Origin of the sequence: Allobosea sp. 2KB_26, assembly GCF_052115715.1 — a bacterium.
Taxonomy (GTDB): domain Bacteria; phylum Pseudomonadota; class Alphaproteobacteria; order Rhizobiales; family Beijerinckiaceae; genus Allobosea.
The window spans coordinates 191,961-218,523 of sequence record NZ_JBFRHE010000006.1 but is presented as its reverse complement, the minus strand read 5'-3'; the positions used below and the strand labels follow the sequence as shown (position 1 = coordinate 218,523).

28 protein-coding genes are annotated in these 26,563 nt (G+C 64.5%); 4 read left to right on the top strand and 24 right to left on the bottom strand.

What is annotated here, in order from left to right; genetic code table 11:
• Positions 1-147 precede the first annotated feature (147 nt).
• Complete coding sequence (locus AB4099_RS18425; protein WP_441479091.1) at positions 148-1,128, top strand: Bug family tripartite tricarboxylate transporter substrate binding protein; 981 nt, start codon at positions 148-150, stop codon at positions 1,126-1,128.
• 23 nt (positions 1,129-1,151) lie between these two features.
• Here AB4099_RS18425 and AB4099_RS18420 read toward each other — a convergent pair whose 3' ends face one another.
• Both AB4099_RS18420 and arfB read right to left on the bottom strand, forming a co-directional pair.
• Positions 1,152-1,709, bottom strand: coding sequence for a regulatory protein RecX (locus AB4099_RS18420; protein WP_441479090.1), 558 nt, complete (start codon positions 1,707-1,709; stop codon positions 1,152-1,154).
• A 1-nt stretch (position 1,710) separates the two neighbouring features.
• On the bottom strand, positions 1,711-2,130 hold the full coding sequence (gene arfB, locus AB4099_RS18415) for an alternative ribosome rescue aminoacyl-tRNA hydrolase ArfB (protein WP_441479220.1): 420 nt from the start codon (positions 2,128-2,130) through the stop codon (positions 1,711-1,713).
• A 37-nt stretch (positions 2,131-2,167) separates the two neighbouring features.
• Between arfB and mazG the strand changes: the two genes are divergently transcribed.
• Complete coding sequence (gene mazG / locus AB4099_RS18410) at positions 2,168-3,013, top strand: nucleoside triphosphate pyrophosphohydrolase (RefSeq protein WP_441479089.1); 846 nt, start codon at positions 2,168-2,170, stop codon at positions 3,011-3,013.
• 95 nt (positions 3,014-3,108) lie between these two features.
• On the opposite strand, the gene hflX is transcribed toward mazG, so the two are convergent.
• The 7 genes from hflX to dusB form a co-directional block, all read right to left on the bottom strand.
• Positions 3,109-4,494: a GTPase HflX gene (gene hflX / locus AB4099_RS18405; RefSeq protein ID WP_441479088.1), complete on the bottom strand. Its 1,386-nt coding sequence runs from the start codon at positions 4,492-4,494 to the stop codon at positions 3,109-3,111.
• Positions 4,495-4,498: 4 nt separating this feature from the next.
• Positions 4,499-4,747 carry an RNA chaperone Hfq gene (gene hfq, locus AB4099_RS18400; protein WP_069880868.1) on the bottom strand — a complete coding sequence of 83 codons (249 nt, stop codon included), beginning with the start codon at positions 4,745-4,747 and terminating at the stop codon, positions 4,499-4,501.
• A 212-nt stretch (positions 4,748-4,959) separates the two neighbouring features.
• Positions 4,960-6,327: a nitrogen assimilation response regulator NtrX gene (gene ntrX, locus AB4099_RS18395; protein ID WP_113512580.1), complete on the bottom strand. Its 1,368-nt coding sequence runs from the start codon at positions 6,325-6,327 to the stop codon at positions 4,960-4,962.
• Positions 6,324-8,606, bottom strand: coding sequence for a sensor histidine kinase NtrY-like (locus AB4099_RS18390; protein WP_441479087.1), 2,283 nt, complete (start codon positions 8,604-8,606; stop codon positions 6,324-6,326). The genes ntrX and AB4099_RS18390 overlap by 4 nt, the downstream gene beginning before the upstream one ends.
• Before the next feature lie 130 nt (positions 8,607-8,736).
• Complete coding sequence (gene ntrC, locus AB4099_RS18385) at positions 8,737-10,188, bottom strand: nitrogen regulation protein NR(I) (RefSeq protein ID WP_441479086.1); 1,452 nt, start codon at positions 10,186-10,188, stop codon at positions 8,737-8,739.
• An 18-nt stretch (positions 10,189-10,206) separates the two neighbouring features.
• Complete coding sequence (locus AB4099_RS18380; protein ID WP_441479219.1) at positions 10,207-11,292, bottom strand: two-component system sensor histidine kinase NtrB; 1,086 nt, start codon at positions 11,290-11,292, stop codon at positions 10,207-10,209.
• A 76-nt stretch (positions 11,293-11,368) separates the two neighbouring features.
• Entirely contained in the window at positions 11,369-12,391 is a 1,023-nt protein-coding gene (gene dusB / locus AB4099_RS18375; protein WP_441479085.1) for a tRNA dihydrouridine synthase DusB, read from the bottom strand.
• A gap of 164 nt (positions 12,392-12,555) precedes the next feature.
• On the opposite strand from dusB, the gene AB4099_RS18370 reads away from it, so the two are divergent.
• Together AB4099_RS18370 and AB4099_RS18365 are read left to right on the top strand one after the other, a co-directional pair.
• On the top strand, positions 12,556-13,761 hold the full coding sequence (locus AB4099_RS18370; RefSeq protein ID WP_441479084.1) for a bifunctional 2-C-methyl-D-erythritol 4-phosphate cytidylyltransferase/2-C-methyl-D-erythritol 2,4-cyclodiphosphate synthase: 1,206 nt from the start codon (positions 12,556-12,558) through the stop codon (positions 13,759-13,761).
• A gap of 11 nt (positions 13,762-13,772) precedes the next feature.
• The gene (locus AB4099_RS18365) at positions 13,773-14,270 is read left to right on the top strand and encodes a CinA family protein (RefSeq protein WP_113512590.1); all 498 of its coding nucleotides are present in this window, start codon (positions 13,773-13,775) and stop codon (positions 14,268-14,270) included.
• On the opposite strand, the gene AB4099_RS18360 is transcribed toward AB4099_RS18365, so the two are convergent.
• The 15 genes from AB4099_RS18360 to AB4099_RS18290 form a co-directional block, all read right to left on the bottom strand.
• Complete coding sequence (locus AB4099_RS18360; protein ID WP_113512592.1) at positions 14,242-14,730, bottom strand: type II toxin-antitoxin system RatA family toxin; 489 nt, start codon at positions 14,728-14,730, stop codon at positions 14,242-14,244. The genes AB4099_RS18365 and AB4099_RS18360 overlap by 29 nt on opposite strands.
• Positions 14,731-14,744: 14 nt before the next feature.
• The gene (lipA, locus tag AB4099_RS18355) at positions 14,745-15,749 is read right to left on the bottom strand and encodes a lipoyl synthase (protein ID WP_113512594.1); all 1,005 of its coding nucleotides are present in this window, start codon (positions 15,747-15,749) and stop codon (positions 14,745-14,747) included.
• Positions 15,750-15,840: 91 nt separating this feature from the next.
• The gene (locus AB4099_RS18350; protein WP_113512596.1) at positions 15,841-16,125 is read right to left on the bottom strand and encodes a GlsB/YeaQ/YmgE family stress response membrane protein; all 285 of its coding nucleotides are present in this window, start codon (positions 16,123-16,125) and stop codon (positions 15,841-15,843) included.
• A gap of 71 nt (positions 16,126-16,196) precedes the next feature.
• Positions 16,197-16,541, bottom strand: coding sequence for a GlsB/YeaQ/YmgE family stress response membrane protein (locus tag AB4099_RS18345; protein WP_441479083.1), 345 nt, complete (start codon positions 16,539-16,541; stop codon positions 16,197-16,199).
• A gap of 46 nt (positions 16,542-16,587) precedes the next feature.
• Entirely contained in the window at positions 16,588-16,836 is a 249-nt protein-coding gene (locus AB4099_RS18340; protein ID WP_113512598.1) for a GlsB/YeaQ/YmgE family stress response membrane protein, read from the bottom strand.
• 72 nt (positions 16,837-16,908) lie between these two features.
• Positions 16,909-18,348: a dihydrolipoyl dehydrogenase gene (gene lpdA / locus AB4099_RS18335; RefSeq protein WP_441479082.1), complete on the bottom strand. Its 1,440-nt coding sequence runs from the start codon at positions 18,346-18,348 to the stop codon at positions 16,909-16,911.
• Between the two features lies 1 nt (position 18,349).
• Positions 18,350-18,949 (bottom strand): hypothetical protein, encoded by a 600-nt coding sequence (locus AB4099_RS18330; protein WP_441479081.1) that lies wholly within the window; start codon positions 18,947-18,949, stop codon positions 18,350-18,352.
• Positions 18,950-18,981: 32 nt separating this feature from the next.
• Positions 18,982-19,509 carry a hypothetical protein gene (locus AB4099_RS18325; RefSeq protein WP_441479080.1) on the bottom strand — a complete coding sequence of 176 codons (528 nt, stop codon included), beginning with the start codon at positions 19,507-19,509 and terminating at the stop codon, positions 18,982-18,984.
• An 81-nt stretch (positions 19,510-19,590) separates the two neighbouring features.
• Complete coding sequence (locus tag AB4099_RS18320; protein WP_441479079.1) at positions 19,591-20,922, bottom strand: pyruvate dehydrogenase complex dihydrolipoamide acetyltransferase; 1,332 nt, start codon at positions 20,920-20,922, stop codon at positions 19,591-19,593.
• Positions 20,913-21,296 (bottom strand): hypothetical protein, encoded by a 384-nt coding sequence (locus AB4099_RS18315; RefSeq protein ID WP_113512609.1) that lies wholly within the window; start codon positions 21,294-21,296, stop codon positions 20,913-20,915. Before AB4099_RS18315 ends, AB4099_RS18320 begins: the two co-directional genes overlap by 10 nt.
• 4 nt (positions 21,297-21,300) lie before the next feature.
• Positions 21,301-22,710, bottom strand: a complete 1,410-nt coding sequence (locus AB4099_RS18310) for a pyruvate dehydrogenase complex E1 component subunit beta (RefSeq protein ID WP_113512611.1) — start codon at positions 22,708-22,710, stop codon at positions 21,301-21,303.
• Positions 22,711-22,789: 79 nt separating this feature from the next.
• A complete protein-coding gene (gene pdhA / locus AB4099_RS18305; protein WP_244523678.1) occupies positions 22,790-23,770 on the bottom strand; it encodes a pyruvate dehydrogenase (acetyl-transferring) E1 component subunit alpha in 981 nt (326 codons plus the stop codon).
• A 298-nt stretch (positions 23,771-24,068) separates the two neighbouring features.
• Positions 24,069-24,380 carry an FtsB family cell division protein gene (locus AB4099_RS18300; RefSeq protein ID WP_113512615.1) on the bottom strand — a complete coding sequence of 104 codons (312 nt, stop codon included), beginning with the start codon at positions 24,378-24,380 and terminating at the stop codon, positions 24,069-24,071.
• A gap of 41 nt (positions 24,381-24,421) precedes the next feature.
• Positions 24,422-25,504, bottom strand: a complete 1,083-nt coding sequence (locus tag AB4099_RS18295; RefSeq protein ID WP_441479078.1) for a hypothetical protein — start codon at positions 25,502-25,504, stop codon at positions 24,422-24,424.
• Positions 25,497-26,477 carry a threonine dehydratase gene (locus tag AB4099_RS18290; protein ID WP_441479077.1) on the bottom strand — a complete coding sequence of 327 codons (981 nt, stop codon included), beginning with the start codon at positions 26,475-26,477 and terminating at the stop codon, positions 25,497-25,499. The genes AB4099_RS18295 and AB4099_RS18290 overlap by 8 nt, the downstream gene beginning before the upstream one ends.
• Between the last annotated feature and the right edge of the window lie 86 nt (positions 26,478-26,563).

Sequence of the window (26,563 nt, the reverse complement as noted above, 5' to 3'; positions counted from 1 at the left end):
TTGCGCGCTTCGCATCGGCCAAATGGCTTGCTTGTCATTTGCAGCCGCCGATGCCCTAATCCATTTAGATGCATACAGAATACCGCAATGGCATCGCGTCAATGGCCATCAAGAGCCTGGTTTTCGCTTCAGGGAGGACGAGCATTCATGATCAAGTCTAGCTGGCTCATCGCGCTTGCGGTATCTGCGGGTTTCGGCGTGGCGGCCGCTGCTCCGGCGCAGGCGCAGGCCTGGCCGCAGAAACCCATCACCTTCATCGTGCCCTTCCCGGCCGGCGGCGGCACCGATGCCTTCGCCAGGCCGATCGCCGCCCAGCTCGAGCAGCAGCTCGGGCAGCGCATCATCATCGACAATCGTGGTGGTGCCGGCGGCACGGTGGGCGCTTCCGCAGCGGCGCGGATGGCTCCGGACGGCTACACCTTCTTCGTCGGGGCCGCGCATCATGCGATTGCGCCCGCGCTCTATCCGAAGCTCGACTACAACATCCAGACCGATTTTGTTCCGGTCGGTGTCATCGCCCAGCCGCCCCAGGTGGTCGTCGTCCATCCGGGCAAGGTCCAGGCCAAGACGCTGGCCGAGTTGATCGACTACGCCAGGAAAAATCCGGACAAACTCAACTACGCATCAGCCGGAAACGGCACCACCCACCATCTTGCCGGCGAGCTCTTCAAGCTCGTCACCAAGACCAACCTGACCCATGTCCCCTACCGCGGCGCCGGGCCGGCGATGCAGGATCTGGTGGCTGGCCAGGTCGATGTGATGTTCGATGGGCTGGGCTCCTCGGCCGCGCAGGTGCAAAGCGGTGCGCTGCGGGCCCTGGCGGTCGCCGCCCCGGCGCGCTCGGATGCCATTCCGGACGTACCGACCGCCAAGCAGGCCGGCCTCGACGGCTACGAGGTCGCGACCTGGTACGCCATCTGGGCGCCCAAGAACACCTCGGACGAGATTGTGACGCGCATGCGCGGCGAGATCGAAAAGGCGCTGAAGGCTCCGATGATCACCGAGGCCTGGAAGAAGAACGGCTCCACGATCCCTGCGATCTACGGCGCCGATTTCGGCAAGTTCGTCACAGCGGAAGTGGCTCGCTGGGGCAAGGTCGTCGACGACGCCAAGATCAAGCTCGACTGAAGCGCCCTTCCCGGAAATGGCGATCAGCTTTCGTCGCCCGCGCCGTCGATCACGGCGCGGGCGATTGTCATAGCAAAACCAGCCCGGGCGAGTGCCGCGAGATCCTTCTGACGGTTCTCGGCACGGTCCCTGCGGCTCCAGGGACCAAGCCGCTTGCGTCGGGCGGCAATCCGCGCCGCAGCCAGTTCCTCATCCTCGGTGGTGCGGCTCGCCTCCGCGACGAGCTCGCGCCCGACGCCCTTGGCCGCAAGCCGCGCCGCAACGGCGCGGGCGGACTGCCCCTTTCGGCGCAAGGTTGCCGCCCGCCCTTCGGCAAAGCGTTTGTCATCGACCAGCCCTGCGGCAACGCAGCGCGCCACCGTTTCATCGATGAGTGCGGCGAAGGATTGCGGTTCGTCGCCGTGATGGCGGCAACTCATTATCACCTTGCGCTGGAGGACCCGGTGCAACTGCCCGGCAGGGGCCGAGTAGCGCTCGAGGTAATGCATCGCCGCACGCTGCAGATAATCGGCGCTGATCCGCCGTGGCTCTTTGCGCGTCCCGACGCTGCGCTGATCGCCGTCCCCATTGGCGCCTCTCATTCTAGTCCAGACCAGGTTTCGATCGTGCGGACTTGATCGATGAGCGCCGGTCCTTGCCTTGAAGACGGCGCTCCTTGGATGCCTTGGTCGGTTTGGTCGGCCTGCGTATCTCGGGGCGGACCGCAGCCTCGCGGATCATGTCCAGCAGGCGCTCCAGCGCCTCCTCGCGATTGCGCTTCTGGCTTCTCTGCGCCTGGGCGACGATGACGATCACACCGTCCTGCGTCAGCCTGCTGCCCGCGATCTTCATCAGCCGGATCGCCACATCATTCGGCAGGGACGGAGATCGGCGCGCGTCGAACTTCAATTGGACCGCGCTCGACACCTTGTTGACATGCTGCCCTCCTGGCCCGGAGGAGCGCACGAAGCTTTCCTCGAGCTCGCTCTCGTCGAGGGTAATGGACGGGGTGACTTGAATCATGGGAGGACGGTAGCTCAACCTCCGGAGAATTGCAGCGTTGAAGCCCTCTCGCGATATTGCCCGGCTGATCGAGATCATGGCGGCGCTTCGGACACCCGGCACCGGCTGCCCCTGGGATCTGGAGCAGGATTTTGCTTCGATCGCTCCCTACACGATCGAGGAGGCCTATGAGGTCGCCGACGCGATCGCACGCGGTGACAAGATCGATCTCAAGGACGAACTCGGCGATCTGCTCCTGCAGGTGGTCTTCCATTCGCGCATGGCCGAAGAAGAGGGCGCCTTCGCCTTTGCCGACGTGGTCGAGGCGATCACCAGCAAGCTGATCCGCCGCCACCCGCATGTCTTCGGCGATGCGCGAGACCTCTCGCCGGCCGAGGTCAAGGCGCTCTGGCACCGCATCAAGGCACAGGAGAAGGCCGACAAGGCCGCAGCCCACCGCGCTGCCGGGCTGCCCGAGGTAAGCGAGGACAGGGGTGTTCTTGCCGGCGTTCCCCATACGTTGCCTGCGCTGACCCGCGCCTGGAAGCTTCAGGCCAAGGCCTCCACCGTGGGATTCGACTGGAACGATGCCAGGCTCGTTCTCGACAAGATCCGCGAGGAGACGGCGGAGATCGACGAGGCGCTCGCCGGTGGCAACAAGGAGGCCATTCGGGAGGAGATCGGAGACCTGCTCTTCGTCGTTGCCAACTTGGCGCGGCATGTCGATGCCGACCCTGAAGGCTGCCTCAACGCGGCCAACACCAAGTTCGAACGCCGGTTCCGCGGCATCGAAGACGCCCTTGCCGCCGAGGGCCGGGACGCCAAGGACGCGACGCTCGACGAGCTGGAAGCGCTATGGCAGGCGGTAAAGCGGACGGAGAAGGCGAAGGTCAGCGCTGGCTAGGCATTGGCCCGAAAGTGGATTGCGGTTGTCAGGACAGCCGGTGCAAGCACGGAAAGTGAAATCATCGGCCCAGATACGATCTCTGGTCCAATGATCTAACCCTGGCGCTCTGCCTGGGGAAAGCGCGCGCCAAACGCCCCTTCCCGCTCCGGCGGAAGCCGCACGGTCAGGGCGAGAGCGCCATCCTCCGCATCCTCGCGGCTGAGCACTTCACCATTGCTGTGCAGCCAGGCAAGCGATTTGCCATCCCCCGGTTCGAGAGTGAGCCGGTAGACTGGCCGGCTGCGGGCGATGCGGGTCTCGATCGCGTCGGTGAGGCGATCGACCCCTTCGCCGGTCAGGGCTGAAACCAGCACAGGGCGAGAGGCAACCGGCCTGAGCTCTGCCAGCGCGAGCTGCCGATCGTGCTCGTCTCCGACAAGCAGGTCGGCCTTGTTCCAGACCTCGACGACGCGTTGCCCGTCATCCGGATCGATGCCGAGGTCCCTCAGGATGGCCTGCACATCGGCAGCCTGGGCCTGTGTATCCTCATGCGCGAGGTCGCGCACATGCAGCAGCACATCGGCCTCGATCGCATCCTCAAGCGTGGCCCGGAAGGCCGCGATGAGCTGGGTCGGCAGGTCCGAAATGAATCCGACGGTGTCGGAGAGCATGATGCGGGCACCATGCGGCAGCTTGATTGCGCGCGCCGTCGGGTCGAGCGTCGCAAACAGCATATCCTGGGCCAGGACATCGGCTGAGGTCAGTCGATTGAACAGCGTCGACTTTCCAGCGTTGGTGTACCCAACCAGCGCAACCACCGGATAAGGCACGCGTTTCCGGCTGACACGATGCAGCGAACGGGTGCGTTTGACCGTATCGAGATCGCGCTCGATCTTGGTCATTCGCTCCTGGATGACACGCCGGTCGGCCTCGATCTGCGTCTCGCCTGGGCCGCCCAGGAAGCCGAAGCCACCGCGCTGGCGTTCCAGATGGGTCCAGGACCGCACCAGGCGGCTCTTCTGGTAATTGAGATGGGCGAGTTCGACCTGCAGCGCGCCCTCCTTGGTGCGGGCGCGCCGGCCGAAGATCTCAAGGATCAGGCCGGTCCGGTCGATGACCTTGCAGCCCCAGGCCTTTTCAAGATTGCGCTGTTGTACGGGCGACAGCGCGCAATCCATCACGACGAGGCCGATCTCCTCGTTGGTGATGCGCTCGGCAATCTCTTCGACCTTGCCCTTGCCGAGATAGGTTGCCGGTCTCAGCGCCGTCAGCAGCGCAGAGATGGGCTCAACCACGAAAAGATCGATTGCAGCCGCAAGCCCCACCGCCTCGTCGAGACGCGCGGCGAAGGAGCGTTGATTCGCATCCGTCGCCGCGCCGCGGCGCTGCAGGTAAGGGCCAATGACGAAGGCACGGGTATTGGCCGCAATGTCGCGCTCGATCTCGTCGAGCGGCTTCACCGCGGCCGGTACATCGCCCGTGCCCGCGCGCCCTGCCACGGCCTCAGGCCTTGTCCGTTTCCTCAGGCTCGAAGAGCTGGACCGGATGGCCGGGCATAATCGTCGAGATGGCATGCTTGTAGACGAGCTGCGAATGTCCGTCGCGACGGAGCAGCACGCAGAAATTGTCGAACCAGGTGACGACGCCCTGCAGTTTCACGCCGTTGACGAGGAAAATCGTCAACGGAATTTTCTGCTTGCGGACGTGGTTGAGGAAGGTGTCCTGAAGGTTTTGAGCCCGCTCTGCGGCCATGTTCAGCCCCTGTTGTTGGGATCGCGCTTCGGGTTGCGTTGGCGATCCAATTCGTTCCGTTCAGCGTCCGGCCGAGCGCCGGGGCATTTCGGAACACCGATAGGTCATTAGACCGCGTGCATATGCTGCAATGCAAGTGGTTCGACGGGCATGCGCAGCAGAAAGTCCTGCGTTCGACGCAGGCGCACATGCAGATCGCGCCTGCCTCTCCGTCAGCCGACCCCGAGCGACTTCAGCTTGCGGTGCAGGGCCGAGCGCTCCATGCCGATAAATTCGGCCGTGCGTGAGATATTTCCGGAGAAGCGAGCGATCTGTGCGATCAGATACTCGCGCTCGAAAATCTCGCGCGCATCGCGCAGTGGCAGGCTCATCAAGCGTTCGCCGCCTGACCCCGACGGCGTCGTCGGCACCATGGCGCCAACCTCGGCGGGCAGCATCTCGATGGTGATGTCGGCGCTCGGATCCCCCTTGGTCAGGATCATCAGCCGTTCGACATTGTTACGCAGCTCGCGGACGTTGCCGGGCCATTCATGCGATTGCAGGACGGCCATCGCGTCGCCGCCGATTCTACGCTTCGGCAGGCCGGTCGCGACCGAGATCTGGTCCATGAAGAACTCGATCAGCTCAGGCACGTCCTCGCGGCGTTCGGAGAGCGACGGTACGCGCACCGGCACCACGCTAAGCCGATGATAGAGATCCTCGCGAAAATGCCCGTCGGCAATCAACTGGGCGAGATCGCGGCTGGTCGAGGAAATGATGCGGACGTCGACATGGACGCGCGTCGCCCCACCGACGCGCTGGAAATTCTGATCGACGAGAACGCGCAGAATGCGGTTCTGGGTCTCTCGCGGCATGTCGCCGATTTCGTCGATATAGAGAGAACCGCCATGGGCTTCTTCGAGTGCACCGACCCGGCGGGAACGCCCTTCCCCACCTTCGACGCCAAAGAGCTCCTCCTCCATCGTTTCCGGCGTGATCGTCGCTGCATTGATGACGATGAAGGGGCCGGTCGACCGGCTGGAGGCCTCGTGCAGGGTTCGGGCGGCCAGTTCCTTGCCGCATCCGGGCTCGCCGGTGATCAGCACGCGCGCATTGGTCGGTGCGACGCGGTCGATGGTCTGGCGCAACTGGTTGACGACGGTCGACTTGCCGACGATCCGGCTTGCCTGCACCGAGCGCGTCTTCAGCTCGCGCACCTCGCGCCGCAACCGCGACGCTTCGAGTGCGCGCTCGGCGACCAGGATCAAGCGGTCGGCCTTGAACGGCTTCTCGATGAAGTCATAGGCGCCGCTCTTAATGGCGGAGACGGCGGTCTCGATGTTGCCGTGACCGGAGATCATCACCACCGCAAGGTCCGGGTGGCTTTCCTTGATCAAGTCGAGCACCTGCAAGCCGTCAAGCCGGCTGCCCTGCAGCCAGATGTCGAGAAAGACCAGGTTCGGCCGGCGGGCGGCGATCGCCGCCAGAGCCTCGTCCGCCGATCCCGCCTTGCGCGTGCGGTAGCCCTCGTCCTCGAGCAGGCCGGAAACCAGTTCCCGGATGTCGACTTCGTCGTCTACGACCAGAATGTCAGCGCTCATTCCTGAGTTCCGTTCTGCTTGTTCATGGCGATATCGGCGGGCTTGCCACCGGCTTCGGCATCGTCGGGTTGGTGCTCCGGCCCGGCTTCGGGGAACCAGAGCCTGACGCGCGCGCCGCGTCCGCCCTCATGGACGTCAGGTCGGTCGAGCAGTTCGATGCCCCCGCCATGGTCCTCGAGGATCTTGCCGACGATCGCGAGACCGAGCCCGGTGCCGCCCTCGCGTGTCGTCATATAGGGTTCTAGCAGCTTCTGGCGCTGATCGATGGGAAGGCCTTTGCCGTTATCGATCACGTCGATGATGATCATGCCATCCTCGCGGCGCTGGAAAGAGACATCGATCCTGCCCGGGCCGCGCTGCTCCATCGGCAAGGCTTCGATCGCTTCGGTGGCGTTCTTGATGACATTCGTGAGGGCCTGCGAGATCAGCCGGCGGTCGAACTGCGCCAGAACCGGTTCCGCAGGCAGGTCCTCCGACAGGGTCAGTTCCGGATTGCCGACACGCATCAGGAAGACGATCTGACGCACCGTCTCGACGATATCCTCGCGCGCCAGCGAGGGCTTTGGCATGCGCGCAAAGGACGAGAACTCGTCGACCATGCGCCGGATATCCTCGACCTGGCGCACGATCGTCGCCGTGCACTGCTCGAAGATCTCCTTGTCGTCGACGATCACGCGCCCGAACTTGCGACGGATACGCTCGGCCGAGAGCTGGATCGGCGTCAGCGGATTCTTGATTTCATGCGCAATGCGGCGCGCGACGTCGGCCCAAGCCGCAGTACGCTGCGCCGAGACCAGATCGGTGATGTCATCAAGCGTCACGACAAGGCCCGCGCCAGCTCCTTCGCCTTCCCGAACGGCGCGGACATTGACCATCCGGTCGCGGCCGGCACGCGTGATCGCAATCTGGCCGGAGCTTTGTCTCTGCCGATTATGCAGCGCTTCGGCAACGAAACCCGCGATTTCGGGCGCGACCTGACCGATCGGTTCGCCCAGCAGACGCCCGCCGGCGCCAAGCAGGATCTCCGCCGAGCGGTTCATGATCGTGATGTGGCCGTCGGCATCGAGGCCCAGCACACCGGACGATACACCCGACAGGACCGTTTCGGTGAAGCGCCGTCGTCGATCGATGACTTCGCTGGCCGTGACCAGCCCGTCGCGCTGCCGGCGCAGCTCCGCCGTCATCTTGTTGAAGGTCTCACCGAGATGAGCGAGATCGCCCTCCGATCGTCGTATCGGGACCTGGACATAGAAATTGCCGCTGGAGACCTGGTCCGTCGCGTGGATCATGCGTCGGATCGGCGCCACCAGCCCGTTGGCGAAACTGAGTCCAATCCAGATCGCCGAGAGCAGGAGGATGACGGCGATCAGGGCATACATCGAGGCAAAGGCGATCTGCACGCCCTTCCGGCGAGCATCGATCGAGAGATACTCGACCGCGGCGCCACGGGCGACGGCCGGAAACTCGACTGCGAGCGGATTCACCTCACGCGCGACATAGAGGAAGGCATTGTCATAGGTCGGCAGCTTGACCAGCGCGCCGAAGATGCGCCCCGTCGAGGGCAGCACGCAGATCGGCTCAGGCGAGGATAGCGCATCCTCGAACGCGGCATCATCAGGCTTCGGCGCATCGCGCAGTACATCGATATTCGCCCTGACGAGGACTGTTGCCGGCGGGCGCATGATCGAGGCGACCGGGACGCCGAGCGCCGTGGCACGGGCTGTCAGGAAGTTCTCGAACCATTTGCGGTCGGCATCGAAGGCAGGTTTCGCCCGCGTCAGATCGTCCGCCAGCACACGGATTTCACGGCCGAGCGACTGGCACTGGCCTGCCGCATAGGCGTCCGCGACCTCGACCGATTTGAAGATCGCATCGCGCATCCGATCCGAGAACCAGGGCTCGAGGCCGCGTTCGATGGTGACGGTCGCGATCACCGCCACGAGCACCGCCGGCAAGGCCGCGATGATGCTGAACAGGCCGACAATGCGGACATGCAGCCCGGCAGCTGCGGCACCGGCACGCCTCGCCCGGATCAGCACCGCCGTCTCGAACGCGACGATGATCAGCAGCAGCAGGATCAGGAAACCGTTGAGCACGAAGACGCCGATGACGACCTCGTGCACCGGCACAATCGGAGTCGCGCCCGACAGGACGAGGAACGTCACCAGTGCGGAGACAAGCGCGAATACGACGACGAGAGCCCCGAGCCAGCCCGAGACGCGTCGCGGCGTATCCTCGCCACGCGGCGTGATCCTGATATCGCTGATGGAGGCGGTCACTCTGTCTCAACAACTCCGCGGAAGCCGGCCCCAAAGGTACCCGGCTCGGCGCACTGATGCGCCGCCGCAACGGTGTTGTCAAAATATGACATATGAAAGGCAGGAAACCGTTGCCCCGCCTTACAAATGCTCAGCGTGACGAGCGGACCACCTGCATGTCGAGCTCACGAATCTTCTTGCGCAGGGTGTTGCGATTGAGCCCGAGCAGCTCGGCCGCGCGAATCTGATTGCCCCGGGTTGCCGCGAGCGCGGCGGCAATCAACGGCGGTTCGACCTCGCGCAAGATACGGTGATAGAGGCCGGGTGGCGGGATATTATCGCCGAAACCGCCGAAATACTGACCGAGATGACGCTCGACCGAACCGGACAAGGTCTCCGCTCGCTCCGGCCCCGAGCTGTGGGCGAAGCTCGACGTCGCGGAGGCCGGCTGCAGTTCAGCCTCGACGATCGGCGCGGTGATCGTCTCCTGTGGATAGAGCGCAGCAAGGCGCCGGACGAGATTTTCCAGTTCGCGAACATTGCCCGGCCAGCGATAGCGCCGCATCACGTCCATCGCTTCCGAATCGATCTGCTTGCGCGGCAGCCCTTCCTTCTCGACCAGCGAGAAGAAGTGCCGGACGAGATCCGGAATGTCTTCGACCCGCTCGCGCAGCGGCGGCAGCCTGATCGGCACGACGTTGAGGCGGAAGAACAGATCCTCGCGGAACAGGCCCTGCGCGATCGAGATGCGCAGATCCTTGTTGGTCGCCGCCACGATGCGGACATTCGTCCTGATCGGCGTGCGTCCACCGACCGTCGTGTATTCGCCCTGCTGCAGCACACGCAGGAGTCGCGTCTGGGCCTCCATCGGCATGTCGCCGATTTCGTCGAGGAAGAGCGTGCCGCCCTCCGCTTGCTCGAAGCGGCCGGAAGAGCGGGTGAGTGCACCGGTGAAGGCGCCCTTCTCATGGCCGAACAGCTCGGATTCGATCAGGTCCTTCGGAATGGCGGCCATGTTGATGGCGACGAAGGGACCGTTGCGGCGCTTGCCGTAATCGTGGAGCGCGCGGGCAACCAACTCCTTGCCTGTGCCGGACTCGCCATTGATCATCACGGTGAGGTCGATCGGCATCAGCCTTGCGAGAGCCCGGTAGACGTCCTGCATCGCCGGTGAACGGCCGATCAGGGGAATATCGTCCGCCTCGGCCACGGCATTGGCACGCCCGCCGTCGCCGCGCGGCCGCGAGAGCGCTCTCCCGACGATCGCGACGAGCTCCTTCAGATCGAAGGGCTTTGGCAGATATTCATAGGCGCCGCGCTCGGACGCCTTGATCGCGGTCATGAAGGTGTTCTGCGCGCTCATCACGATGATCGGCAGGTCGGGCCGCACCCGCTTGATGCGCGGCAGAAGATCGAAGGCGTTCCCGTCGGGCATCACCACGTCGGTGATGATGAGATCGCCCAGCCCTTGCGCTGCCCAGGTCCAGAGTGTCGCCGCCTGTCCTGTCGTCCGAACCTCGTACCCGGCCCGAGCGAGGGCCTGGTTGAGCACCGTGCGGATCGCGGCGTCGTCGTCGGCGATGAGAATGTTACCGGTGGGCATTCAATTATCCTGTGAACCTCAAGCGCTCCGTGTGGGACGCGCTTCATGCAGGGGCAGAAGAATCCGGAATGTCGTGCGCCGCGGCACAGACTCGCACTCGACGATTCCGCCGTGGTCGCCGATCACCTTCGCTACGAGTGCAAGTCCAAGGCCACTGCCCTGCACCTTGGTGGTGACGAAGGGATCGAACAGATGCGGCAGCAGGTCATGAGGCACGCCCGGGCCGTTGTCGCGGATGCCGATCTCCAGCGGCAAGGCGATCCGACTTGCCGAGCCGGCATGCTGCATGCGGATGCCGGGGCGATAGGCCGTGGTCAGCGTGATCTCACCGTCAATCGCATGTTCACCAATGGCTTCTGCCGCATTCTTCATCAGGTTCAGCAGAACCTGGACCAGCTGATCGCGGTTACCGGCGACCGGGGGGAGTGAAGGATCGTAAATCTCGTTGAAACGGATGTGCCGGGCGAAGCCCGATTGCGCCAGGCGCTTCACATGGTCCAGCACGTCATGGACATTGACCGGCCCGCGCTCGCTCGGGCGCTCATCACCAAACAGTTCGACGCGCTCGACCAGCTTTACGATCCGATCCGCCTCGTCGCAGATCAGCTGGGTCAACATCCGATCGCTATCGGACACAGAGGCTTCAAGAAGCTGCGCTGCGCCGCGAATGCCGGAGAGCGGGTTCTTGATCTCGTGAGCAAGCATCGCACCGAGCGCGGTGATGGAGCGGGCTGCTCCCCGATGCGTCAGTTGCCTGTCCATTTTTTCGGCAATTGTCCGTTCTTGCAGCATCAGGACGACGGCATCGCCTTGATTGGGCAAGGGAGAGGCAAAGACATCGACGATGCGTTCGACGCCGATCCGGGGCGAGCCGAGATCAAGTCGATACTCGGTGACGCTGGCGCCCCGCCGCTGCACGTCTTCCACCAGGGACAGCACGGGCGAGCCAAAGGCGATGACATCATCCAGGCGCTGGCGTTTGAGCACGACCACGCTGGACTGGAAGAAGTCTTCGGCCGCAGTGTTGGCGTAAAGAATGCCGTGCCCCTCGCCGATGACGAGCACCGGCATGGGCAGGACATTCAGCGCCTGCATTTCAACCATATCGAGCAAGGTCAGATCCCGCTCATCGCCAACCACCTCATCGGCAAATGCCATCGCCATATGCAATAGTCCTCGCTCAGGCTGCCTCGCGGCTGCATTCAGTGGAAAACAGGGCAGCCAGCGCGCGCAGAGCCTGATGAGGATCATCCGTGGTCAGGAGCGCGCGGCGCTGCTCAGGATCAGGCGCGCAGCCGGTCGCGACCGCCTCGTCGGCATAGGCGGCCAGATGCTTGCGGGCATGACGCACGCCCTGCTCACGACCGAGCAGGGACAGCAGGCCCTCATAGTGCTCCTGCGCAACCGCATGCTTCTGCGCTGCGCTCAACTCCGTCGTCCGGCGCCCGGCAAGCGCGTCACCCACGGCGCCGACAAGCCAGGGCCGCCCCAGCGCCGCGCGTCCAACCATGACGCAATTCGCGCCCGAGCGCTCAAGGCATGCCTCGGCATCCGCGACGCCGTGAACGTCGCCATTGGCAACGAGCGGGAAATCACCGATTTCGCGCACAGCCTGAATCGCATTCCAGTCGGCGACGCCCTTGTAGAACTGCTGCCGGGTGCGGCCATGGACCGTGATCATCGCGGCGCCGGCGGATACGGCACGGCGCGCGAGCTCAGGAGCGTTGCGGGACGCATCATCCCAGCCAAGCCGCATCTTCACAGTAACCGGAATGGTCACGGAGCTGACCGCCGCCTCGACCAGCGAGAGCGCATGATCGAGATCGCGCATCAGCGCCGAACCGGCCCAGCCGCCCGTCACGCGCTTGGCGGGGCAGCCCATATTGATATCGACGATCTGCGCCCCAGTGGCCTCGGCCAGGCGGGCGGCCTCACCGAGCCAGTGCGGATCGCAGCCGGCAAGCTGGACGACATGCGGGAAGACCCCCGCCCCCTCGGCACGCAGCCGGGCCTCTTCGCTGCCGCGCACGAATTCGTCGGATGCGACCATTTCGGAGACGACGAGCCCCGCGCCGAAACGCGCAGCGATGCGCCGCATCACGACGTCGGTGACGCCCGACATCGGTGCAAGAAAAGCTCGGGAGGCGATCGCAACCCCGGCGATGCCGGAGAGTTCGTCGCCCGATTTTGAGGCAATATCCATTGTGGCTATTTATTGGACATTGCTGCATCAGCGCAAGGGGGTTTCGAACTGATGCTGCAACGCAATATCGCCGCAGCCCGGTGCGGATGGTCGCAGTGCCTTGCGCCGCACTTGGCGATTGCATGACCGGCGACTATCAACCGGGCTCTAGCTGGAGCCTCGCCGTGTCGTCCGAAACAGTGACAAGTCTTCCGTCGGTGGCGGCCCTCGTCGTTGCGGCGGGGCGCGGCCTGCGTGCCGGCGGAGACGTGCCAAAGCAATATCGCCTTCTCGCCGGCCTGCCGGTCCTGCGGCGAACCCTGCTTCCATTGCTGGCTGAGCGGGCAATATCCCATGTGGTCGTCGTCATCGGGACAGGTGACGAGGCCTGCTATGACGACGCTGTCGCAGGCTTCTCGTCCCGCAAGCTGCTCGCCCCCGTCACGGGGGGGGCGACCCGGCAGGACTCGGTGCGGCTTGGCCTGCGGGCATTGGCGGCATCAGGATTCGAGGGAACCGTGCTGGTGCATGATGCAGCCAGACCCTTCGCGTCCCCAACCTTGATCGAGCGCGCAATCGAAGCCGCGCAGAACGGTTCGGCTTCTATCCCTGCCCTGCCGGTCACCGACACGATCAAGCGTGTGGACGGCAACGGGCATATCATCGAGACGCCGCCGCGCGACCAACTCGTCAGCGTGCAGACGCCCCAGGCCTTTGCCTTCCGCTCCTTGCTGGCAGCCCATGAGGCGGCAGCTGCTGCGGCTGTCACCGGTCTCACCGACGATGCCGCCCTGATCGAATGGGCGGGCCATGCGGTCACGACCTTCCCTGGAGAGGCCATGAACGTGAAGCTGACGCATCCCGAGGATTTTGTCCTGGCGGAAGAGAGGCTGCGCAGGCAGCTGACCACCCGGGTCGGCACCGGCTATGATGTCCACGCCTTCACCGACGGCGATCATGTCTGGCTCGGTGGTGTCCGCATTCCGCACACGCGCGGTGTGCGAGCCCATTCCGACGGCGATGTCGCGCTGCACGCCCTGACCGATGCCATTCTCGGGGCGCTGGCGGATGGCGATATCGGCACGCATTTTCCGCCGAGCGATCCGCAATGGCGCGGCGCCTCATCCGACCGCTTTCTCGCATTTGCCGCTGAGCGCGTCAGCGGGCGCGGCGGCGTGATCGACCATCTCGATCTCAGCATCGTTTGCGAGACGCCGAAGGTCGGCCCCTATCGTGAGCAGATCCGGGCGCGGATCGCGGAGGTCACAGGAGTGCGGCTCGACCAGGTCGGGCTCAAGGCGACGACATCGGAACGCATGGGCTTTACCGGTCGCGGCGAAGGGCTCGCGGCCCTGGCAACGGCCACGCTGCGCCTGCCGAACGACGAATAGGGGCAACCATAATGTTCGATCCCGAGATCACCACCCTCGCCATCGAAGTTCTGACGATCTGCCGCGATCGTGGGCTGAGCGTCGCGACGGTCGAGTCCTGCACCGGCGGGCTTGTCTCGGGCGCGCTGACCGCAATCCCGGGCTCGTCGGACGTCGTCAATGGCGGCCTGGTGACCTATTCCAACGCTGCCAAGACGGCGCTGGCCGGAGTGGATGCGACGCTGATCGACAGCTATGGCGCGGTCAGCGAGCCGGTTGCCCGCGCCATGGCGGAGGGCGGCCGCGCGATGCTCAAGGCCGATCTTGCCGTCGCGATCACCGGCGTTGCCGGGCCGGGCGGGGGCAGCGCCGCCAAACCCGTCGGCCTCGTCCATTTCGGCTACGCGTCGACTGCAATGACCACGCATCGCGAAAGACGCTTCGGCGATCAGGGGCGAGAAGAAATCCGCCGCCTCTCGGTCATCGAAGCGCTCGACATGCTCAAGCAGGCGGCGCTGAGCCATCGGTGACGGCAGTCCGGGCACGGCCATAGACCAGATCGGCCCGTCGCTCGAAAGCCTCGGCGAACTTGCGAAAGGCCTTGTCGAACATCGTGCCCATCAGCAGGCCGAGCATCCGGCTGGCGAACTCGTAGGAAATGAAGAAGGCGATCTCGCAGCCTCCGTCCATCGCCTTGAAGCTCCAGCGGTTTTCGAGATGCCGGAACGGGCCGTCGACATACTCGACCAGGATCTTCAGGTTGGCTGGATCAAGCGTGACGCGACTGGTGAAGGTCTCGCGGATCGCCTTGTAGCCGACAGTCATGTCGGCCATCAGCACCTCGCCGCCGCCTTCGCGCGGCGTCCGGCGTCGTACCACCAAGCCTTCGCACAGCGGCAGGAAGGCGGGGTATTTCTCGACATCCGCAACGAGCGCGAACATCCGGTCCGGCGAGTGCTTCACCCGGCGGGTGCTGTTGAACATCGGCATGGGATGCTACGCGCTCAACCGCCGAGTTTGGCGGCGCGGGCGTCCCTCAACCGCGCGAAATCCTCACCCGCATGATGCGAGGACCGCGTCAGCGGCGTCGAGGACACCATCAGGAAGCCCTTCACATAGGCGATCGCCTCGAACCCCTTGAACTCGTCGGGCGTGACGAACCGGATCACGGCATGATGCTTGCGCGAGGGCGCGAGGTATTGGCCGATGGTCATGAAATCGACGTCGGCCGAGCGCAGGTCGTCCATCAGCTGAAGGATCTCGTTCCGCTCCTCGCCGAGACCGACCATGATGCCGGACTTGGTGAAGATCGTCGGGTCGAGCTCCTTCACACGCTGCAGCAGGCGCAGCGAATGGAAGTAGCGCGCGCCGGGGCGCACCTTCAGGTACTTGCCGGGCACGGTTTCGAGATTGTGGTTGAACACGTCCGGCTTGGCCGCGACGACCACTTCGAGCGCGCCGGGCTTGCGCAGGAAATCCGGCGTCAGGATTTCGATCGTCGTGCCGGGCGAGGCCTCTCGGATCGCGCGGATCACGCGAGCGAAATGCTCCGCGCCGCCATCATCGAGATCGTCGCGATCGACCGAGGTGATGACGACATGCTCGAGGCCGAGCTTGGCGACGGCCTCGGCGACCTTGCGCGGCTCCTCCAGGTCGAGCGGCTGCGGCACGCCTGTCTTGACGTTGCAGAAGGCGCAGGCCCGCGTGCAGGTGTCGCCCATGATCATGAAAGTGGCGTGCTTCTTCTCCCAGCACTCGCCGATATTCGGGCAGCCCGCCTCCTCGCAGACCGTGACGAGCTTGTTCTCCTTCACGATCTTCTGCGTTTCGGCCCATTTCGGTGAGCCGGGCGCTTTCACTCTGATCCAGTCCGGCTTGCGAAGGACGGGATTCTCCGGGCGCTTCTGCTTCTCGGGATGGCGCAACTCGGCCGCAGGTTTGGCATCCGCCTTGGGATTGCCGACATTGGGCCGCGGGTCGCGGTTCAGAAGATCGAGAACGAGAGCCATGTCGTTTCCAGTCACCCGGTGCCTGTGAAGGGCACCAATTTGCTCTAGCTAATCTGCATCAGGCCCGGCGGCAACCTGACCGGAGGTCGCGTCAGGCTACAGGTTTCCGCAACGCGTTCCAGATCACGATCACCACGCAGGCGCCCGCGATGGCCGCGACCAGGGTGCGAAGGAAGCCGTAGATCGGGATATCGAGCAGCTCGGCCAGGCGGCTGCCGACGAAGGAGCCTGCTACTCCCACCAGCATGTTGGTGAAGAGGCCGTGATCGGACGACGTGATGCGTTCCGCGACCCAGCCGGCAAGCAGGCCGATCAGCAATGTCGCGAAGAAGCCGTAACCGGGCGTACCGAGTGCGGCGTAGATGGGGCTGTCCATGATCCGTCGTCCCTTTCGTCAGCCTGCAGGATAAATCTGCCGGGCAGGCCGGGGACGGCCTGCACCGGTCGTTACGCGATGAACCTTGCCAGCAGCACCACCAGGATCGCGCCGAGCACCGCCATCGCCGCCTCGTCGAGGAAGGCATGTCCGGTCCGCACCCGCCAGCCGGTGATCCGCACCAGCCCCTGCCCGACCAGCATGCCGAGCACACCGACAACGGCGTGACGGATCAGCCCGCCGCCGCCCACCACGAGGCTGGCGACGAAGCCGGTCACGGTCCCGAGCAGGATCGTCGGCGCCAGCGCCCGCCAATCCAGCGGCAGGCCGCGACCGGGGGGCAGTACCTCGACCTTGTCATCGGGGATGACGCGGTCGGGACCACGGGATTTGCGCGTGCGCGGGCGTGTCGTCATCGCTGGGATATGCCCTCGCACGGCGCGAGTTTCCAGACCGGGAATGTCAGGCGATCAGCCGCGCCAGCAGCACCACGACGATGGCGCCGATCGTCGCCGTGATGATCTGCGAGACCAGCGGGTTGCCGATGCCGAGATTCACGCCAAGCGCCGAGAGCAGGAAACTGCCGACGAAGGCCCCGATCAGGCCGGTGATGATGTAACGGACAAGCCCACCACCACCGACGACGATACTGGCGAGCCAGCCGGCGACGAGACCGATGATGATGGCGACGATAATCGAACGCAGATCCATGGTGGTCTCCAGCTCTCGTGTGTCAGTCTGCCATCACCGAACCCGGCACGGAGAGCACCCGGTTCAGTATCTCTACGCGTTCAACACCTTCCCATAGGCGTCGAGCACGCTTTCCTTCATCGTCTCCGACAGCGTCGGATGCGGGAAGATGGTGTGCATCAGCTCTTCCTCGGTCGTCTCGAGGTTCATGGCGACGACGAAGCCCTGGATCAGCTCCGTCACTTCCGCCCCGACCATATGCGCGCCGAGCAGCTTGCCGGTCTTGCCATCGAAGATCGTCTTGACCAGGCCGCTGTCTTCGCCGAGCGCGACAGCCTTGCCGTTGGCGACGAAGTTGAAGCGCCCGACCTTGAGCTCGTGCCCTGCAGCCTTGGCCTTGGCCTCAGTCAGGCCGACGCTGGCGATCTGAGGGTGGCAGTAGGTGCAGCCCGGGATCATGTTCTTGTCCATCGGGTGCGGATGCAGGCCCTTGATCGCCTCGACGCAGATCACAGCCTCATGCTCGGCCTTGTGCGCCAGCATCGGCGGCCCAGCGACGTCGCCGATCGCGTAGACGCCCTTCACATTGGTCCGGCAGAATTCGTCGATGGCGATGAAGCCGCGATCGGTCTTCACGCCGAGCGTCTCCAGGCCGAGGTTCTCGACATTGGCGACGACGCCGACGGCGGAGATCATGCGGTCGGCTTGAATCGTCTGTTTGCCGCCCTTCTCGTCCTCGATATGGGCCGTGATCGAATCCGCCGATTTCTCGACCTTGGTCACCTTGGCGCTGGTGATGATCTTCATGCCCTGTTTCTCGAAGGCCTTGCGGGCGAAGGCGCCAATCTCGGCATCCTCGACCGGCACGACCTGCGGCAGGACCTCGACCACCGTCACCTCAACACCCATGGTGCGGTAGAATGAGGCGAACTCGATGCCGATCGCGCCCGAGCCCATCACCAGCAGCGATTTCGGCATCTTCTGCGGGACCATGGCCTCGAAATAGGTCCAGATCAGCTTGCCATCCGGCTCGAGGCCGGGGAGAGCACGCGGACGAGCGCCCGTCGCGACGATGATGTGATCAGCAGTGTAGCTGCCCTCGCCCTTGGCATTCTTCGGCGGCGGGACCTGCGGCTGCATGGCAGGCTTGGCGGTCTTGCCGACCGTGATCGTGCCGGGCTTGGTCAGCTTGGCCTCGCCCCAGATCACGTCGACCTTGTTCTTCTTCATCAGGAACTGGACGCCGTTGTTCATGCGGGCGGCGATGCCGCGCGAGCGCTGGACGATGGCGGCAAGATCGGCCTTGAAGGAGCCTTCGAGCACCAGCCCATAATCCTTGGCGTGCTGGCTGTAATGCAGAATCTCCGCCGAACGCAGCAGCGCCTTGGTCGGGATGCAGCCCCAGTTCGAACAGATGCCGGCAAGGTGCTCGCGCTCGACGATCGCCGTCTTGAAGCCGAGCTGCGCCGAGCGGATGGCCGCGATGTACCCCCCGGGGCCGGAGCCGATGATGATGACGTCGTAGTCAGCCATGTTATTGACCCTTACTTTGAACCGACTTGGTGCGTCGCAACAACAACGCTAGCGTCGACTTGTCCTTTGACAGGGGGAATGGCGGAGTGACCATCGTTGAGAGGCCAAGGACGTCACCCTGCCGCGAATCATGATGATATCTCTGCCACACGGAGGAGTTTGCGCACTCCAGACCGGATGTATTTCCAGTTACCGGATTCGCCGATGTTCCCGCATATTGGAAGCAGATCACAGCCGTAGACTCCATCGACTGCATGCGCCCCAGTTCGGGGTGGTCGTACATGAAATGCTGTCGCTGCTGCACGATCGCCCAACGGGACGGCAAGATGACCCTGTTCCCTGGATACCAGAGGAAAGCACTGCCATCTGCGGCGATATAGGTAACCTGGGTGCCGTGCCGCGGCTCATAGCTCATCCACGTCTTGCCGATCAGCAGACTGCGAAATTCATCGACCGACATGATCCCGGGAATGCCCGGCGGCGGTGATGGGCTCATCGTTGACGAAGACGAGATCGCAGGCGCAGGAGGATCGAAGACGTTTCCCGGCGCCGTCCTTGAAGGTTGACAGCCGGCAAGGACGACAGTGGCCAGAAGGGCCAAGGTAGCGCTTCGGAATGAGCGCCAGCGCCCTATCATTGAATGACGGTCCCCAGGCCCAGCACATTCCCCTGACTGCTGCGGATACGCACAAACGAAGACACCGCGGAGCAGGTCATCGTCTGGCCGTTGCGCTGCATGCTGACCGTGCTGCCTGCTGCAGAGAGAGGATAATAGTCACCGATCAAACAGACCGCCGGACCGCTCAGCCCCTTGATTTCCTTCACGATGCCCCAGCGCAGGCGTTGCGTCCCGCGATCCCGCGCAGCCTGAACAGCCTGTCCGTTTGGGCCGAAGTAGATACTTCCCCTGAGATTGCCTTCACTGGCAGCAAGGAACGTCCGGCCGGCAATCTTCAGCCCCGCGCTACGCACAGCCGGATCGCTCGGCGCGCGGCTCGCTGGCTGCTGCGCCGCCACGCTGGAAAGGCTTCCACCCAAGACCAGCAACGCCCCTGCAAGGGCTGACGCGCGCAGATGCCGCGCGATGGCGACCGCCGGCCCTCTGTCAACGACAGAAGCACTGCCGTTGACCTGTGTGGGAACGACGTCGCGATAGAGCATCGGAAGCGCCTCAAAGCGCCCTTCCCAGGGAAGGGCTACGGGTGGGATTGCTGCTGCATCAGAACTGGCAACGCGCCCAAGTCACACCAGCATCGCCATCGGCTTCTCGACATAGCCCTTGAAGGCCTGCAGCAGTTCCGCCCCGAGCGCGCCATCGACCGCGCGGTGGTCGGTCGAGAGCGTCACCGACATGATGGTCGCGATCGCAAGCGCACCATTCTTGACCACGGCGCGCTGCTCGCCGGCGCCGACCGCCAGGATCGTCGCATGCGGCGGGTTGATCACCGCGGCGAAATCCTTGACCCCGAACATGCCGAGATTGGAGACCGCCGACGTGCCGCCCTGGTATTCCTCGGGCTTGAGCTTGCGGGTCTTGGCGCGCGCCGCCATGTCCTTCATCTCGTTCGAGATCTGGCTCAGCGGCTTGTGGCAGGCGTCGCGGATGATCGGCGTGATCAGACCGCCCGGGATCGAGACCGCGACGCCAACATCGGCATGCTTGTGCTTGAGCATGGCACCGTCGGTCCAGCTGACATTGGCATCCGGCACGGCCCGCAGCGCCAGGGCGAGAGCCTTGATCACCATGTCGTTGACCGAAAGCTTGTAAGCCGGCTTGCCGTCCTTCTCGGGCGCCGCGGCATTGAGCTCTGCGCGCAACTTCAGCAGCGCGTCGAGCTCGCAATCGACCGTCACGTAGAAATGCGGGATCGTCTGCTTCGCTTCGGTCAGGCGGCGCGCGATGGTCTTGCGCATGCCGTCATGTGGGATCTCCTCATAAGAGCCCGGCTCGAACAGCTTCTTGACCGCCTCGTCGGAGGGGCCGGCCGCAAGCGGCGCAGCAGCCGGCTTGGGCGCAGCAGCCGCAGGAGCGGCTGCCGGCGCAGCCTTGGCGCCGCCGCCGGCCTTGGCCGTCTCGATATCGCGCTCGACGATCCGTCCGTGCGGGCCCGAGCCCTGTACCTTTGAAAGATCGAGCCCGGCATCCCTGGCGAGGCGGCGCGCCAGCGGCGAGGCGAAGGGGCGGCTGCCGTCGGCGGCAGGCGCAGCGGGCTGCCCAGCCACAACCGGGGCAGCAGCGGGAGCTGCCGCTGCGGCCTTGGCCTCGACCTTCGGCGCAGCCTCGCTCTTGGCGGGCGCGGCGCTGGGGGCTGATACGCTCTTTGCGTCCTCGCCCTCGCCGGCGATCACGCCGATGATCTCGTTGACCGCAACATCGGCCGTGCCTTCCGGCACCACGATTTTGGCCAGGATACCCTCGTCGACGGCTTCGACCTCCATCGTCGCCTTGTCGGTCTCGATCTCGGCCAGGATGTCGCCGGACTTGATGGCGTCCCCTTCCTTCTTGAGCCACTTGGCGAGATTGCCCTTCTCCATGGTCGGCGAGAGAGCGGGCATCAGGATGTTTACGGGCATGGCTGGAGGCTCGCTTTTTCCAATTGGATGAGCAGCAGGCGGCGTGTCAGGCCCATGCCGAAGCTGAGGGACACGAAAACGAAGGCGATATAGTCGAGATGTTCCAGAGCGGTGCCGGCCAGCGTCCTCCCGAACATCAGCTCGGGAGCGAAGGTCTGGACTGCCTCCGGGATCAGCGTCAGCACACCGCCCGCTGCCAGCAGGTAGGCGCAGAGATCAAGGCGGTGCAGGCGCAGGCGGGCGCCCGCCAGATGCGGCGGAGCCAGCGGGCGCGGCCGAAGCCGCTCCCGAGGTTTGAAATACGCGACCGCTCCAGAGGCCCCGGCAGCTGCGAGGCCGACCGCTGCGATCATGGCAGGGACGGTCAGCGCCACGGCATCAGGCCCTGTAGCAGACGGCCTTCGCCGCCGCGATGACCTCGCCGACGTTCGGCAGGGCGAGCTTCTCGAGATTATGCGCATACGGCATCGGCACATCCTTGCCGGTGACGCGGGCGACCGGCGCGTCGAGATAGTCGAAGGCCGCTTCCATGATGCGCATGCCGATTTCGGCGGTGACGCCGGACTGCGGGAAGCCTTCCTCGACCGCGACGCAGCGGTTGGTCTTCTGCACGGAGGCAATGACCGTCTCGATATCCATCGGCCGGATGGTGCGCAGGTCGATGACTTCGGCCTCGATGCCTTCCTTGGCCAGGGCTTCGGCGGCGCCGAGCGCATAGGTCATGCCGATGCCGAAGGAGACGATGGTGACATCCGTACCCGGGCGCACGACCTTGGCCTTGCCGATCGGGATCAGGAAATCATCGCCCTTCGGAACCTCGAAGGTACGCCCGTAGAGAATCTCGTTCTCCAGGAAGATGATCGGGTTCGGATCGCGGATCGCGCTCTTCAGGAGGCCCTTCGCGTCCGAGGCGCTGTAAGGCATCACCACCTTGAGGCCGGGCACATTCGAGTACCAGGCAGCGTAGTCGTGGCTGTGCTGGGCGGCGACGCGGGCGGCAGCACCGTTGGGTCCGCGGAACACGATCGGGCAGCCCATCTGGCCGCCGGACATGTAAAGCGTCTTGGCCGCCGAGTTGATGATCTGGTCGATCGCCTGCATGGCGAAGTTGAAGGTCATGAACTCGACAATCGGCCTCAGGCCGGTCAGCGCCGCACCGACGCCGATACCGGCGAAGCCGTGCTCGGTGATCGGGGTGTCGATGACGCGCTTGGGGCCGAATTCCTGGAGCAGGCCCTGCGTAACCTTGTACGCGCCCTGATACTCGGCGACCTCTTCGCCCATGACAAAGACATCGCCATCCCGGCGCATCTCCTCGGCCATGGCATCGCGTAGCGCCTCGCGGACCGTCATGGTGACGACCTCCGCACCCGCGGGGAACTCGCTCGACGCGTCATAGGACTTCGCCTGAGCAGGTACGCTCGGTGCGGCGGTGGCCGCAGGCGCTTCGGTCGAGGCCTTCTCCGCCTTGGCCTCGGGCTCGGCCGGCTTCTCGGCAACCGCCGCCGGCTTGGCACCGCCAGACGCAGCCGCCTTCACATCCTCGCCATCCGCCGCGATCACGCCGATCGGCGTATTGACCGCGACATTCTCAGTGCCGTCGGCAACCAGGATCTTGGCAAGAATGCCTTCGTCGACCGCTTCGACTTCCATGGTCGCCTTGTCGGTCTCGATCTCGGCCAGGATGTCGCCTGCCTTGATGGCATCCCCCTCGGCCTTGAGCCATTTGGCGAGCTTGCCCTCCTCCATGGTGGGCGAAAGCGCGGGCATAAGGATATCGATCGGCATGAACACACCCGGAATTTGAAAGGACGCGGGATCAGGAGAGGCCGGCAAGGCCGGCAGAGACTTAGGCGCGGTCCGGGCCTCAGGCCCGGGCGTGCTCCAGCGTAATATCGGTGAAGAGCTCCGAGACATCGGGCTCCGGATCATGCGTTGCGAATTCAGCCGCGTCGTTGACGATCTCGCGGATCTTGGCGTCGATCGCCTTGAGCTCGTCCTCGGCGATCTTGAAATCGCGGGTCAGGCGCCCCCTCACCTGCTCGATCGGATCATGCTCCTCGCGCATCCGCTGGACTTCGTCCTTAGAGCGGTACTTTGCCGGATCAGACATCGAGTGACCGCGATAGCGATAGGTCTGCATCTCGAGAATGTAGGGACCCTTGCCCGAGCGGGCATGCGCGATGGCGCGCTCGCCGGCAGCGCGCACGGCGCGGACGTCCATGCCGTCGACCTGCTCGCCGGGAATGGAGAAGGAGAGGCCCCGCTTGGAGAAATCGGTCTGCGCCGAGGCGCGATTGACCGAGGTGCCCATGGCGTAGCGGTTGTTCTCGATCACGAACACGACCGGCAGCTTCCAGAGCTGGGCCATGTTGAAGCTCTCATAGACCTGGCCCTGATTGGCCGCGCCGTCGCCGAAATAGGTCATCGAGACCCGACCGTCCTCCCGGTACCAGTTGGCGAAGCCGAGGCCGGCACCGAGCGATACCTGGGCGCCGACGATGCCGTGCCCGCCATAGAAGTTCTTCTCGCGGGAGAACATGTGCATCGAGCCGCCCTTGCCCTTGGAGTAGCCTCCGCGGCGCCCGGTCAGCTCGGCCATCACGCCGCGCGATTCCATTCCGGTCGCGAGCATGTGACCGTGGTCGCGATAGCCGGTGATGACCTGATCGCCATCCTTCGAGGCCATCTGCATGCCGATGACGACGGCTTCCTGGCCGATATAGAGGTGGCAGAAGCCCCCGATCAGGCCCATGCCGTACATCTGCCCCGCCTTCTCCTCGAAGCGGCGGATCAGCAGCATCTCGTAATAGGCGTGAAGGTCTTCCTCCCTGGTGAAGGCGGGCATGTTGCTCAACGCGTTGGCCGCCCCCTTCTCCGCAGGTGTCTTGGCTGAACTGGCCTTTGCCGCGCCCTTGGTCGCGGTTTTGGCTTGAGCGGGAGCTTTCGTCTTGCGCGCGGCAACGGCCATCGGCGATCCTCCAAGATCATTCGACCTTGGTTGTAGAGGATCACATACCCCTTGGCGAGGGAGGTATCTCGCAATGCAGCATGAGTTATGTCGCTGATATTTCTACGATTTCATGTATTAACTGCAATTCAGTTAATCGATGTAACCGGAACTATTCTGCGGCTTTTCCCGTTGCTCAGCGCCCCATGATGATGACATCGTTCCGATGGATCCGGCCGAGCGATGCGCGCGCGCGCTCTTCCAGCAGATCGCGATCGACAGCTTCGTCGCGCATCAGGGCGAGGCGCTGCTCCCAGCTCTTGCGCTCGGTGGTGAGCTCCTTGAGCTCATCCTCCATGACCCGCAGCGATTCCTGCAGGCCTCCGCGGGCCTCGAGCCCACGCGAGCCATGCTGGGCATGGAACATGAAGTAGCCGACCGCCCCACTCGATACGAGATAGAGCGCGAGCGTGATGAAAAAGGATCTGAGACCACGGCGGACGACCATGCCGGCAGGCTAGTCTTGCGTGGTTTATGCCGCGTTAACGATCAGGGCCGGAAGACCTGCACGAAGCCATCCGAACTCACCTCGGCGTCGCGCGCGATCGCAATCAGGTCAGCCTCGACACGCCGCGCGATCGGCAGCCTGAAATGCAGCGGATCCCAGTAATTGCCATCCTGCTGCGTGACGACTGAGCGATGCGCGAAATCGGCGATGACGGCGCCGCGCCGTGCGGCCAGGGATCGGAGCTCCGCCTTGCAGGCGGCATAGCGCTGCCAGCCTGCCGAGCCCTCGCGCGGCAGCGCAGTGAGATGAGCCGGCGGAAGGACGATCAGCTTCTTCGTCTGCCCGGGCAGTGCCGCCAGGGCCGTGTCGAGCCAGTCCAGCGCCGGAAAGCGCCAGCCATCCCGCTCCCTCGCGTCCACCTTCGCCGCCGGCACCATCGGCGTCAGATCCGGAGCAACGCCGCCAGAGTCGTGAAACAAGTGAGAGCGAGCCCGCGCCAGATCGTACGTCTCTTCCGGCGGCGTGAACACTTCGTAGCCGTCGCGGCGGATCCGCTCAGGCTGATATCCGAGTCTGTGCGCCAGAAGGCGACCCGCGATTTCCAGCGTGGTCAGGTTGATCAGCTTCGGCCAGTCATTCCAGCGCGCGTCGTCATAGAGCCAGGGCGGAAATGGGCGAGGCGTCAGGCGTTTGGCGGGTTCGGTCACGTCGGGATCGCACCAGCTCGTGTCGATGCCCCAGATCACCGCCTTGGGCGCAGCCGTCTTGCGCGCGAACAACTCCGCCATCTGGACCTGCTCCCACGGCGTGGCGGCGTTCATGGCGAGATTGGCCATGCGGACATCGAGGCCTTGCGACAGGACGGCGGGGTCGAGCAGCCGCATCGTCGATGTCCCGAAGATGGCAGCATCGAAAGCGCCCGAGCGGACAAGCTGCGGGTACATGTAGCGCTGATTGAGATCCATCAGCGGGCGCGCCGCCTGTCCGGCGGCAAGGCGCGAACCGAACGGATCCATCACTGCGATGAAGCCAAAGACAAGCAGGACCAGGACGATCGCGGAGCTGAGAAATGCCAGCGACCAACCCTTCCAACCCGCGGCACCGGTGGCCTTCGAACTAGCCAATGCGAGGGGTTTCCCCGGCAAGAACCTTGCGGAAGACCGGCATGTCGATATTGCCACCCCCAAGTACGACGCCGACCGAGGCACTCCGGTTGAGCTCGGCCTCGGCTGCTGCTGCCGCCAGCGGCGCAGCCCCCGCCCCTTCCGCGAGATTATGGGTGTCGAGATAATAGCTCCGGATGGCGTCGGCGATCGCATCCTCGCTAACGCGCACGATCCGCGCCGCTCCCTTCAGGATGATCGCAAGCGCGCCGGCATCGGGCACCCGAACCGCAATGCCGTCGGCAAAGCTCGGCGCATCCTCGACGGGGACGACCTGTTTCGCCTCGACCGAGCGGGCATAGGAATCGGCGATCTCCGAGACGACACCGATGATCTCGGTTTTGAGGCCGAGCGCATCGCGCGCGGCGATCAAGCCGCAGATACCGGAGCCAAGTCCGATCCCGACATAGACGCGCGCCAGATTCGGCCATGCCATGAAGAGCTCGAGCGCATAGGTTGCGACGCCGCAGACGAGGTCGCGATGGAAGGACGGCACCATCTCATAATTGCGCTCGCGGGCGATTTGCTGAGCTGCGGCCCTGGCCTCGTCGAAATCCCGGCCGGTTTCGATCAACTCGGCTCCGAGCGCCTTCATGGCGGCGTTCTTTTCCACAGCATTGCCGAGCGGCACGACGATGACCGAAGGCAGCCCGACTCCGCTTGCCGCCATCGCAATGCTCTGGCCGTGATTGCCACGCGTCGCCGAGACGACGCCCTTCACTTGAGGGCGCTCGCGCTTCAGCCGGTCGAGATAGACGATGCCGCCGCGCAGCTTGAAAGCCCCGATCGGCGTGTGATTTTCGTGCTTCACCACGATTTCGAAGCCATGGCGCTGCTTCAGCAGCGGCCAGGCATATTGTGGCGTTCCCGGGAAGACAGTGTCCACAAGAGCCTTGGCGGCCTTGATCTCGGACAGGGTGGGCAAATCGGTCATGCGGATCCTCCGGAGCGCTTCTGCCACATCTCAAAGCCATCGAACAATGACGGGAGTGTGCGAACGATGTTGACCGGCGGGCGGGG

What these genes read in the sequence shown, in the direction of transcription:
- ntrX (WP_113512580.1), bottom strand. Translation starts at nt 6,327, where the DNA reads ATGAGCGCTGACATTCTGGTCGTAGACGACGAAGTCGACATCCGGGAA.
- AB4099_RS18300 (WP_113512615.1), bottom strand. Translation starts at nt 24,380, where the DNA reads ATGGTCGTCCGCCGTGGTCTCAGATCCTTTTTCATCACGCTCGCGCTC.
- AB4099_RS18380 (WP_441479219.1), bottom strand. Translation starts at nt 11,292, where the DNA reads ATGGTTGAAATGCAGGCGCTGAATGTCCTGCCCATGCCGGTGCTCGTC.
- dusB (WP_441479085.1), bottom strand. Translation starts at nt 12,391, where the DNA reads ATGGATATTGCCTCAAAATCGGGCGACGAACTCTCCGGCATCGCCGGG.
- arfB (WP_441479220.1), bottom strand. Translation starts at nt 2,130, where the DNA reads ATGATTCAAGTCACCCCGTCCATTACCCTCGACGAGAGCGAGCTCGAG.
- AB4099_RS18310 (WP_113512611.1), bottom strand. Translation starts at nt 22,710, where the DNA reads ATGCCGATCGATATCCTTATGCCCGCGCTTTCGCCCACCATGGAGGAG.
- AB4099_RS18340 (WP_113512598.1), bottom strand. Translation starts at nt 16,836, where the DNA reads ATGGATCTGCGTTCGATTATCGTCGCCATCATCATCGGTCTCGTCGCC.
- lipA (WP_113512594.1), bottom strand. Translation starts at nt 15,749, where the DNA reads ATGGCTCTCGTTCTCGATCTTCTGAACCGCGACCCGCGGCCCAATGTC.
- AB4099_RS18360 (WP_113512592.1), bottom strand. Translation starts at nt 14,730, where the DNA reads ATGCCGATGTTCAACAGCACCCGCCGGGTGAAGCACTCGCCGGACCGG.
- ntrC (WP_441479086.1), bottom strand. Translation starts at nt 10,188, where the DNA reads ATGCCCACCGGTAACATTCTCATCGCCGACGACGACGCCGCGATCCGC.
- AB4099_RS18350 (WP_113512596.1), bottom strand. Translation starts at nt 16,125, where the DNA reads ATGGACAGCCCCATCTACGCCGCACTCGGTACGCCCGGTTACGGCTTC.
- pdhA (WP_244523678.1), bottom strand. Translation starts at nt 23,770, where the DNA reads ATGCCCGCCTTCACCAGGGAGGAAGACCTTCACGCCTATTACGAGATG.
- hfq (WP_069880868.1), bottom strand. Translation starts at nt 4,747, where the DNA reads ATGGCCGCAGAGCGGGCTCAAAACCTTCAGGACACCTTCCTCAACCAC.
- AB4099_RS18365 (WP_113512590.1), top strand. Translation starts at nt 13,773, where the DNA reads ATGTTCGATCCCGAGATCACCACCCTCGCCATCGAAGTTCTGACGATC.
- AB4099_RS18290 (WP_441479077.1), bottom strand. Translation starts at nt 26,477, where the DNA reads ATGACCGATTTGCCCACCCTGTCCGAGATCAAGGCCGCCAAGGCTCTT.
- AB4099_RS18420 (WP_441479090.1), bottom strand. Translation starts at nt 1,709, where the DNA reads ATGAGAGGCGCCAATGGGGACGGCGATCAGCGCAGCGTCGGGACGCGC.
- lpdA (WP_441479082.1), bottom strand. Translation starts at nt 18,348, where the DNA reads ATGGCTGACTACGACGTCATCATCATCGGCTCCGGCCCCGGGGGGTAC.
- AB4099_RS18425 (WP_441479091.1), top strand. Translation starts at nt 148, where the DNA reads ATGATCAAGTCTAGCTGGCTCATCGCGCTTGCGGTATCTGCGGGTTTC.
- AB4099_RS18325 (WP_441479080.1), bottom strand. Translation starts at nt 19,509, where the DNA reads ATGCTCTATCGCGACGTCGTTCCCACACAGGTCAACGGCAGTGCTTCT.
- AB4099_RS18320 (WP_441479079.1), bottom strand. Translation starts at nt 20,922, where the DNA reads ATGCCCGTAAACATCCTGATGCCCGCTCTCTCGCCGACCATGGAGAAG.
- AB4099_RS18345 (WP_441479083.1), bottom strand. Translation starts at nt 16,541, where the DNA reads ATGACGACACGCCCGCGCACGCGCAAATCCCGTGGTCCCGACCGCGTC.